General features: G+C 44.8%; 9 protein-coding genes. 6 read left to right on the top strand and 3 right to left on the bottom strand.

The window, feature by feature from the left end; all coding sequences use genetic code 11:
- Positions 1-80: 80 nt before the first annotated feature.
- The gene (locus tag QZ938_RS29105) at positions 81-1,517 is read right to left on the bottom strand and encodes an FAD-binding oxidoreductase (protein WP_293353694.1); all 1,437 of its coding nucleotides are present in this window, start codon (positions 1,515-1,517) and stop codon (positions 81-83) included.
- Between the two features lie 96 nt (positions 1,518-1,613).
- Between QZ938_RS29105 and QZ938_RS29100 the strand changes: the two genes are divergently transcribed.
- Complete coding sequence (locus QZ938_RS29100; protein WP_293353692.1) at positions 1,614-1,766, top strand: hypothetical protein; 153 nt, start codon at positions 1,614-1,616, stop codon at positions 1,764-1,766.
- The gene (locus QZ938_RS29095) at positions 1,763-1,948 is read left to right on the top strand and encodes a hypothetical protein (protein ID WP_293365666.1); all 186 of its coding nucleotides are present in this window, start codon (positions 1,763-1,765) and stop codon (positions 1,946-1,948) included. The genes QZ938_RS29100 and QZ938_RS29095 overlap by 4 nt, the downstream gene beginning before the upstream one ends.
- On the opposite strand, the gene QZ938_RS29090 is transcribed toward QZ938_RS29095, so the two are convergent.
- On the bottom strand, positions 1,945-3,183 hold the full coding sequence (locus QZ938_RS29090; protein WP_293353690.1) for a clostripain-related cysteine peptidase: 1,239 nt from the start codon (positions 3,181-3,183) through the stop codon (positions 1,945-1,947). The genes QZ938_RS29095 and QZ938_RS29090 overlap by 4 nt on opposite strands.
- 590 nt (positions 3,184-3,773) lie before the next feature.
- On the bottom strand, positions 3,774-4,628 hold the full coding sequence (locus QZ938_RS29085) for a DALR anticodon-binding domain-containing protein (RefSeq protein ID WP_293353688.1): 855 nt from the start codon (positions 4,626-4,628) through the stop codon (positions 3,774-3,776).
- Between the two features lie 355 nt (positions 4,629-4,983).
- Here QZ938_RS29085 and QZ938_RS29080 point away from each other — a divergent pair, with 355 nt between their 5' ends.
- The 4 genes from QZ938_RS29080 (at position 4,984) to QZ938_RS29065 (ending at position 8,585) form a co-directional block, all read left to right on the top strand.
- Entirely contained in the window at positions 4,984-5,829 is an 846-nt protein-coding gene (locus QZ938_RS29080) for a Crp/Fnr family transcriptional regulator (RefSeq protein WP_293147683.1), read from the top strand.
- Between the two features lie 123 nt (positions 5,830-5,952).
- Positions 5,953-6,618 (top strand): HAD-IB family phosphatase, encoded by a 666-nt coding sequence (locus tag QZ938_RS29075; protein ID WP_293147681.1) that lies wholly within the window; start codon positions 5,953-5,955, stop codon positions 6,616-6,618.
- A gap of 167 nt (positions 6,619-6,785) precedes the next feature.
- A complete protein-coding gene (gene mtnB, locus QZ938_RS29070) occupies positions 6,786-7,415 on the top strand; it encodes a methylthioribulose 1-phosphate dehydratase (RefSeq protein ID WP_293353684.1) in 630 nt (209 codons plus the stop codon).
- Positions 7,416-7,550: 135 nt separating this feature from the next.
- The gene (locus QZ938_RS29065) at positions 7,551-8,585 is read left to right on the top strand and encodes a patatin-like phospholipase family protein (protein ID WP_293353682.1); all 1,035 of its coding nucleotides are present in this window, start codon (positions 7,551-7,553) and stop codon (positions 8,583-8,585) included.
- Positions 8,586-8,842 lie beyond the last annotated feature (257 nt).

Here is an 8,842-nt window from a genome sequence, read left to right as displayed (position 1 = left end):
TCACTACGAACCTTAAATTCCTGGTTGGTAGTGAGGACTTTAGTCCTCTTCCTGGGATTTAAGAAGGACTGAAGTCCTCACTACGAACCTTTTAAGATCAAACGATCGCAATTTAAAATATTCTCCGGGTCAAACTCTTGCTTGATGCGGCGCATTAGATCGATCGCACTTCCAGTATAGCCCCAAACATCTAACCCTTGTTTGATTTGGGGTGGCGCTGCCAAAACTGTCAGAAAACCGCCTTTGGCTTCGCACCTTTTGCGTACCTGCAACAGCGTTTCGGCTGTCACAGTCTCAAACCGCAAAACTCCCAAACCGCTGCCCGCATGAATCCAAGCATCCTGTACCGGCAACTCGTTAATTGCCTTGACTGCTTCCGACGGTCTGATACCTATTTTACAAATAATTGTAGAATTATTGGCAGAATTCCAGACTGTTTCTGGCAATCTTTGCCATAATTGATGCTCGTCATTTTCGCCGCAGCTAGTGCCTTGCAAGCCCAACTTTTCGCCAACTTCCAACAAGCGGGCGGATTGTTGTTTAACGCTTTCGGCGATGCTTTGAAACCTCACTACCAATCCCGAACCTTTACCCAAACTCAGTTTTTCTACTAACTGCGGTGACAGCAAATCAACGGCCGTCGGTGTCAAAGCAGAAGATAATAAAATTTGAGCAGCTTCAGCTAAAGCATTCGTTTCTCCTGTCAGTATGACAGTTCCCGACGATTCCGGCAGCGGATAAACTCGGAATGTTACTTGAGAAATGACGCCCAATGTGCCGTAGGAACCAGTCAACAGTTTCATTAAGTCATAACCGGCAACATTTTTCACAACTCGACCTCCGGCTACAGCAATTTTACCGTCCGATCGCACAAAGCTAATTCCCAACAACAAATCGCGCACGCCCCGGTAGCGGTGTCGCAGCGAACCCGTATCAGCAGTAGCGACAATCCCGCCCAAAGTTGCCTGTTGCGGATATGCTGGATCGATCGGCAAAAATTGACCTGCTTTACCTAAAATTTCCTGCAAATCCGCAAACTTCATGCCCGCCTCCGCAGTCACGGTTAAATCGCCCACAGCGTGTTCTACCAGGCGATTCAATCGTGCCGTACTCACAGCCACCATCCCCCCTGCATCAGGAGATCCCCCTAAATCCCCTTCCCGGGGGACTTTGACAACATCTTGCTTTCCCCTTGGTAGGGGCGGTGCCCCCTTGCCCGCCCTAGGCTGGGGAGGATCCGGGTCAAATTTAACTAAACCGCCCCAATCGAGTTTGCTGCCACTTCCACAAGGCAAGAGTGGCCAGCGATTTTGCCCGGCCAAAGCAATCACCGCGGCGAGTTCTTTCTGGGTATGGGGATAAACGGTACAGGCTATTGAATTGCCTGGGGCAACTGCTTTTTCTACCCTTTCTTGCCAAAAAGCCTCTATATCTTGGCGCAGACAGATGCCCGAAGTGCCGACAATACCCTCTAATTCTTGTGTGCTAACGTAATTTTCTGCCGAAATATTTTTCATGAAGGTTCTCAGACGCCCAGTAAACAAACAATCAAAACAGCCCCTCAAACCATTAAATATGAATACGAGCCCCATATTCCAAAGATCGACAAACAAATGTCTCAAAATCGTCTTTCTGTAGGAGTGACCAGTCTCAACAAAGTGATTGGTGGCTGCTTGATTCCTGAGTGTTCTTATCTGGTACGTGGCGGCCCGGTTCCAGAAATAGATGAACTGCTGCACGCAGGGGGCTGGAACGGGCGGCTGTGATGGTGATTGCTGGGCCTACCGATGTGGGCAAAACGACGGTGGAGATTCAGTTGATGAAGGAGTCAATTTCTACTCTGCTGCGCCGCTGCGAATCGCTTTTTATTGACGATTATCGATGTATCCGCACCCTACGGTTACTGTTGCATAAATACCTAGAAATTCGTATTGCTCGGTTTTGCTAATTATCGAAAATAACCGCATCAAAAAGGTTTACAAGCTTCAAGTCAGAATAAATTTTTAGATGATGATAAGTTGCCAGTTTTTGCCGACTCGCCGGCAAAAACAAACCCAGGCCTGAAAAGTTTTGATACCTACCTCGAATTGTCGAGCTAAGCAATCTACCATTTTGTTGCAATTTCTCAATTAAAAATGATTTGAAAAAAGTTAAGAAAACATTGCAAGCTGTTACGTCTGCACCAGAAACTTTCGTGATTTCTAACATAAAGTTAGCCAAGTCAACGAAGGATTCTCCACTATAATGATATACTTGTATAAAAGATTGTGTATGTTTGACTTTTGAGGGAAACAAAGCTGAATGAATGAGCTTTTTGACCGCATCAGTGTTGGACATGAGAATTGAATCGATCGCCGGATTAAGTTTCTCTGATAGCTGGTGAAAGTAATCATTTTTAGTCAGTGTCAAACTATGATACATATCCAAACGTTCAAAATCCATAATTTTTTTAGCTATTTGACCTCCGTCAAGATTTGGATGACAGCTAAGGTGGTTCAGTAATGATTCATAATAGTAATTTGGTGCTCCCAGTATTATTTGAGATGACAGGGTATACTTGGCGACATTTTGAAATGTATAGTGTACTTCAATATTGCCCCGATGGCAGTTTTGAAAAAACAGAAGTTCTAATCTACCATTAATATCTTGATTGAATTTAGATATAACTTCACTGACTTTTTGTAAATCCATCCATTTAGGTTGTGTGATTGAAGTCGAACCGTAGTTGGGATTTTCATCGGGACTAATTTGCATGAGACTTCCACCATGACCTAAAAATACAATGACCCAATGTTTGGTCTGAAATTGTGACAAAGCCCAAGTAAGATATTCATTCAGAACATTTTCACTACTACTGTCTGCTGTTTCCAAGTATTGAACTGTAATGTTACCTTTGGTAATAATATTTCTTGATAATCGCCTCGATCCACTAAAATCAGATTGTACTAATACCAAAACTTTGTCAGTCTGTACACCTTTGCGTAACATTTCAAGAATAGGTTTGCCCAAGGTTGATAAATTGTTGTCATACGGCATCCAGTATAAAAGTATATAATCATAGTTTGGGAGAGGTCTATCGGCAGCGTTCAAGTTACTATTCTCCAGTTGTTTGCCTAGATATAGTGTACTCAAAAAAGCAGCATTACTTGTCGCTAAGTATTGAATGGCTTCTCTGCGTTTCATGATTTTATGACCTCAGCGAGCTTGGAATGAGAATTAAATAACTTATAATTTGATGGTTCGTGGGATGGGCGGGATATCCGGTCTTTCCGGGACGGGCGGGACGCCCATCCCACTTTCTTTGTGTAAATTATTTAATCTGCGATCCTTAGTTCTGTCAATTTAACATGGTTGGGGTCTTGTTGGTAGTGAATATGCTGGTCATCTTTGAAGACCAATAGATTTTCTGTGATATCAAATTCGATTGCATTACTCTGTAGTCATCTCTATATTCTCTCTCTGTGTTCTCTGCGTTCTCTGCGGTTAAAATTATTCTTATATAAGCCGAAACGATATGATTTATATTTTTGATTTCTCTAAAATTTTGTGATGGTGTTTAATACAATTTCTCTGGTGCACTATTGCCAAAAACCAGTATTTTTCGTGCTAGTTCCAAAAATCACCGAATAGCAGGGGTTTGAAGCCCTTACTCATCAAGGCAGATTGTGATCGGAACGGAGTTTAAATCTCGGTTCTTATCACTTCACTGTCAACTGTCAACTGTCAACTGTCAACTGTTTAAGCACCCGAAAATCCGATCGCGTACAATCAAATCAAAGTTCTATAGGAGCCATGGCATTTAATAGCTCTTCTAGGATAAACCGCAGCAAAGATTGAGTTGCCAATATTAAACCCAATCGGGCTTGAGCGAGTTTTGGCTGTTCTGTTTTGACTTCGCCCCAAATTCGGCACTGGCTGTAAAAAGTCTGAAATGCTGCGCTCAAACTATTGGCTAATTTGAAATAATTAACAGGTTTTTCGGGTTGATTTGCCTCAAAAACTGGAGATAAACCATCTAGCACTGCGATCAGTTCCGAAATTAAACTGCGTTCTGCTGGAGCTACTAATAGCAGCCGACGATCGCCCTCGTCAACCCAAGGAATAGGATTTGGGGCCGCCAGCGACCAAATTTGCGGCGCTGTGGTGACATTCGGCTGTGCGATCGCAATTAACCGATCGCGATCGGCCATTCGCAGCAGGGAACAGCAGCGTGCGTGGCTGTACTGAATCGGAAACAGCCGATCGGCGGATATAACAGGAGATAAAGTGCGATATTCTGGAACAGGGAGGGGAATTTGAGCTAATCGCTGCAACCAGAAAGCTAAACCCGCATCAGTCAGCTCTAGCTCAATTATTCCTGACGGTGCGACTTGAACGGCGAAATCTGGACAACACAGCGGTTTGAGAATTTCGGCCAACTGTGCGGCGATCGCCTGCGGTGTCTCGTCCCAAGTTGCAGCTAATTTCAGGGCGATCGCAGACACGTACACCACCCGCTCCCTATTTTTAGCCCGATTTAACGGAATTTCGCTCGTTGTGCCTTGCTCTTCGATCGCGAAGAGAAACCTTAAGAGCAAAAAACACTTCACTGTAACTTCCGGGCACTGGAATATATTTAATGTATCCATATCGGCTATTCTTGCAGTAAAAGTGCCTAGAGACTGTTACCACTTGCGCTATCTTTGTACGTTAAACTGCTGATGTCAAAGATAGTCGATCGGCTCGCCCGGGCGAGTTCACATCGAAGGAATGGGCTTTCTAGCGATTTTTGGGGTAAATATACAATAATTTACGATCGACTTATTGCCGAATTCTACCATTTTCATGTACTTTTTGCTACATTGAGTTTTTCGGTGAAACTGAGAAGAGTCAGCACAGTTAAGAAGCGTGTCGGCTCGATGGGGGGTTAGTTGTCTCACTTAGTATCGCAATGCAGGCAAAAACCGTTTTCTCACTAACTAAATATATCCCAGAGCCTCACTTATGCAATCAACTTCCACACCTCTAGAAACGATCGATCGACCGTTTATCACCTGGCAGCGAATTATCGACTGGGCCCAGGAACACTACCGCTGCCGGACTTTTAGCAAAGACGAGAAGATTCCCGCCAGACCCGGACTGCTCTATTTAGTCCAGAAAGGTTCTGTGCGGCTCGTCGGTAGCGCTCAAGTTAGCGCCGCTGCAACAAAGTCCAAATCCGTTTCCAAAACTACAGAAGAAGCTTTTTTGGGCTTCGTCGGCGCCGGTCAGCCCTTTGAACTGGTTGCTCAGTCTCCGTTTACGCTCCAAGCTTACGCCCACGCCGATCACACTCACGTAGTGTGGATGTACTGGCACGATTTGGATAATTGGCCTCACTTCCGCCGGGAAATTTTGGATGCGTTTCGCTACCAGCACCAGCGAAAGCTCCTCTGGCTGAGCACTTTGGGACAGCGCCGGACGATCGACAGATTGCTGGGTTTTCTCACTTTGTTGATCGAAGAGTTCGGCGAACCCTACGTAGGTGATGGAGAACCGGATGTGGTGCGGGGCTATCGACTGCCTTGGGCCTTGACTCACGCTCAAATTGGCAGTGCCATCGGCTCGACGCGGGTAACGGTGACGCGGCTGATGGGCAAATTGCGATCGAAAGGTTTGATTAATACTGAGGATGATAATTTAATCTGTTTGCCCGCTAAGGCTACTCCCCAAAAGACGAAAAATCAAAAGCAGGATGTAGAAGCATTCCTCGAAGACGATCTCGAAGACGATCTCGATGACGATTTGGATGATTCTATCGATGAAGATTTCGACGACGATCTCGATGACGATCTGGAAGAATCCGCATAAAATCCTGCGGGCGATTGCTAACAGCACTTAGCTATTATAGTATGGCTGTTTTCTTCTTGCTTCTTGCTTCTTCGGTGTACGATGAGTTTTGTAAACTTTTCTCGTTCTCGAATGGTGCGAATAATGTCGGACAAGCAAAAATCTCCAATCCCGAACAATCAGCAACGGGTGGTATTCTGCGACTTTGACGGCACGATAACTGTTGAAGAAACTTTTGTGGCAATGCTCAAGCATTTTGCACCGGAATTGTCGTCTCAACTGATGCCGGAAATGTACGCGAGAAGGATCACTTTGCGCTCCGGAGTGCGACAGTTACTAGAGTCTATTCCCTCGGAATGTTATGGGGAAATTGTGGAATTTTCTAGGGGACAACTGATGCGGCCGGGATTGGTGGAATTGCTGGATTTTTTGGAGGCGCAAAGGGTGGATTTTGCGATCGTTTCGGGCGGCCTGCGGGTTATGGTAGAGACGGTTATGGGTGATTTGGCACACCGGGCGATCGCAATTTATGCTGTAGATGTGGACGCTAGCGGCCCTCACTTGCAAGTCAATTCTGAGTTTGAAGGAGATACAGAATTGGTGTCTAAGGTGCGAGTGATGGCGCAGCACCCCGCCCGGGAACAGGTGGCCATCGGAGATTCGCTGACGGATTTTAACATGGCTTTGCAGGCGAACTCGGTGTTTGCGCGCGATCGGCTTGCCGAATATCTAGACGAACAGCAAAAGCCGTATACTAAATGGGATAATTTTTTTGACGTGTTGGAAAATTTATCCCAGCAATGGAATTGAAACTATCGCCTTTCTCAGGTCAATTAGATGCTCATGGGCATGGGGCATAGGGCATAGGGCTGCGGTATGTGTATTGGTAAAGTGCGCGTTGCACACCCTGCATTTAGGTATGCCAGCGCAATTCCTATTGACCTAAAAGTAGATAAAAAACTGAGGATTAGCAGACAATGAGTGGCGATTTGAGATCGGATTTAATTGTAGCAGCCAAACATTTTTACGATCGCGGTTGGATGGCTGGGACTGCTGGCAATCTTTCAGCCCGCTTACCAGACGGCAGTTTTTGGATTACTGCTAGCGGGCGCCAGAAAGGGCAGTTAACTGATTCAGATTTTATCAGAATGAACTCCGAAGGCGCGATCGTCGAACAACCGGTTCCTGACAGCCGCCCTTCCGCCGAAACCAGCATTCATTTAGCCGTTTACGATTGTTTTCCAGGCGCTAAAGCTTGCTATCACGTGCATTCAATCGAGGCAAATTTAGTTTCTCGGCTAACAGCAGGCGATTCAGTGCCTTTACCTGCGATCGAAATGCTGAAAGGTTTGGGGGTGTGGGAGGAAAACCCCCAGGTGGCGATACCCCTATTTGCAAATTATTTAGAAGTGCCTAAAATAGCCAAAGAAATTTGTGAATATTTTGCCGTTTGTGCACCCTCTGTACCCGCGTTGTTAATTCGCGATCACGGCATCACAGTCTGGGCAGACTCAACCGCCGCCGCCTACAATTATGTAGAAATTGTAGAATATATTTTTCGCTACACCCTCGCAGCCAGCCAATTAAACTTAAATTTGAGATGTTAGATTGGGCCAGTCTCGGACGCAAAATCTAATATTTCTAGGGTGTGCAGAGGCGCAGCTTGCCACTAAATATCGCGTCCAACCACTTTTTGAGTCCGGGACTGTACCAACGAGCAAATATCGAGAAAAGGCAAAAATATGGCTAAATATACCCGAGTTTTATCCATAGATGGAGGCGGAATTAGAGGGATTATCCCCGCGCAAATTGGAGTTACCCTAGAGTCAAAGCTACAACAAAAAAGCGGCAACCCAGATGCCAGAATAGCTGACTATTTTGATTTGATTGCCGGCACAAGTGCGGGAGGAATTTTAACCTGCCTCTATTTGTTTCCGGATGCCAAAAATCCCAGCAGACCTCAGTGGACTGCCCAAGACGCGGTTAATTTTTCGATAGATAGTGGCATCGACTTTTTTCAAAGTTCATTTTTGAAAACACTCGAATCTCTAGACGGTTTAATAGATGAGAAATATCCGAGCGATGCGTTAGAAAAATTCTGTTGGCAAAACTTCAAAGATTGCAAACTCAGCCAACTCCTCAAACCTTGTTTAATTTCCAGTTACGATGTCGAAAGGAGAAAAGCTCATTTTTTTAATCAAATAGATGCTAAAAAATATCCAGCAGCAGACTATTTTCTCAGAGATGTCGCCAGAGCCACATCTGCTGCTCCCTCTTACTTTGAACTTCCCAAAATCTACTCTTTGACAAACGAATCCTACGCTTTAATTGACGGAGGAGTATTCGCCAACAATCCCGCACTTTGTGCCTATGCCGAAGTGAGAAATAAATTAAGAATTCCCGAGACTCGCTCCGACAAAGGCCCGACAGCAAAAGATATGGTAATTTTATCGCTGGGGACGGGACAAGCTCAGAAAAGATTTCCTTACCAGGAAGTGAAAAATTGGGGTAAAATAGAGTGGGTTCAGCCTTTGATTAATATCATGATGACGGGAGTTGCTGAAACTATAGATTATCAAATTATCCAAATTTTTGATGCCATTGACAAACCCAATCAATATTTAAGAATTTCTCCAGATTTAAGCCACGAACCACGACTGCCGATTGATGATGCCTCGGCAGATAAAATATCAACTCTGGTCAGAATTGGCAAGGAGCAAGCCCAAAAGTATAATCAAGAGTTGGATAAGTTTATCGACTTGTTGCTTGCCGAGTAATCAATAGAAATTAATTCTTTGGTACGTAGTTGCGCTTCAGCGCTATACGCTTATATTATAAAGAGCGCGCTTTGTGCAACTGCATACCTTTTGTATAAGTTACCAACCGCAGGGCTGGCAGACTTAAAAAATATATATAGCCTTTCTCAGAAAGATGAGGTACAATAACAGCAGTGCGTAAACCAGTTAAAAATATTTGATGATGTAACTTGACTGAACCCCAACTCTATGGCTTTGGCTAATTCTTGATAATTAGG

This window comes from Microcoleus sp. CAWBG27 (assembly GCF_020883145.1).
GTDB lineage: Bacteria > Cyanobacteriota > Cyanobacteriia > Cyanobacteriales > Microcoleaceae > Microcoleus.
Note: the sequence above shows the minus strand (reverse complement) of the source record. Positions and strands in the feature narration are given on the sequence as shown.